Source organism: Methanobacterium sp. (assembly GCF_016217785.1).
Classification (GTDB): Archaea; Methanobacteriota; Methanobacteria; order Methanobacteriales; family Methanobacteriaceae; genus Methanobacterium.
Genome location: NZ_JACRGA010000020.1, coordinates 1 through 1,303, shown reverse-complemented (window position 1 = coordinate 1,303; position 1,303 = coordinate 1). Strand labels below are relative to the sequence as shown.

1 protein-coding gene is annotated in these 1,303 nt (G+C 37.9%); it reads right to left on the bottom strand.

The genetic code is table 11. The annotated features are described in order from the left end of the window. A partial coding sequence (locus tag HY987_RS08520; RefSeq protein ID WP_292757559.1) for an IS1634 family transposase occupies positions 1-1,303 on the bottom strand: 1,303 nt, incomplete at both ends.

The following is a 1,303-nucleotide window of genomic DNA, read 5'->3' as shown; positions in this document are numbered from 1 at the left end:
TTTTCTTCTGGTGGCTACAAATATATTTCGATTTGGTAAGACTTCTGGTAAAATCACCTTAGCCGCCTTTAGCAATTTTTCTCCTAAACCTCTTGGTTGAGGGATTTGATTTACAGTTATGTCTCCTACTTTTATTTCTCGGCAATCTATACCAGTTAGTTCTTCTATCCCCTCTTGCACTGTTAAATCCATATCAGCCCATAGCTTTTGAAGTTCATGAACTATCCTATATGCAAGGGACACGACAAATACATGTCCTCTAGTTCTCTTTTCTTTACGCACAAAAATTGGTCGCGTCTCTAAAACCCCAGTCTTTATTGTGCGGAAGCCCTGCTCAACCAACGCTAAATCTTTATATCTCTCATGTACTGTATCTGCTGAGGCATCTTTTTTTCCAATATCTGTCTTAATTACATAGCAACCGTCTAATAGCGATATCTCTCCCTTCTTCTCTTCATCTATTTTAATTGATAGTATCCTATTCTTAGCCTCAACTGCTACAAACTTGGATAATTTGAGATTAGTAAGCTTTTTCTTTATATCCCTTAATGCAACCGACTCCTTTGCCTTTTGGTGATCAGCAAGATACTTGTTTTTGGCCTCTATGAGTCTTTTAATCTTGTCTGTTTTCTCATACCTTGTTTGTTCTATCTCTTCTACACGTATTGGATTTCTTCTTAAAATGTATCGAATACCATCGTTATCCACCTCACACACATCTTCACTGAAAAGATCAAGCTGAAAGATTTCATCATTTATCAGTTTCTTTATTTGAGGCTTTGTTATTGCTGTGATGTAATGAAAATGTTCTTCCTTGAGATATTTAATCTGAGCCCTCTTTATCATCCCTCTATCACCAACCATTGTTACTTCTTCTATCTCAAACCGATTGGCAATCTTCTTCACTTGGCTCAGAAAGGTCTTTGTGTCTTTAGTATTTCCTTTGAATACTTCTACTGATACCGGAACTCCTTCTCCATCTGTTAAAAGACCTATTACTATCTGTAACTTTCCTTTCTTGCCATCTCGAGGATATCCCCAATCTCCTAATTCGTTCTCTACTCCCTCCAGATAGCTACTTGTCACGTCATACAGATATAGTTTGGGTTTCTCTTGCCCCTTATATCGCATATCAAATATTCGCTTTTCTATCTTTGCTTGATTCTTGCAAAGCCAGTCAAGATTCTCATAAAGGTCATCTTCGTTAAAGCTTGTTAGATTGATAAGATCACATATCGCATGCCGGCCTGCCAGTCTAACCGCTGATAGCCTTGAACCTTGGTCAATCACCCTTGCCATTATC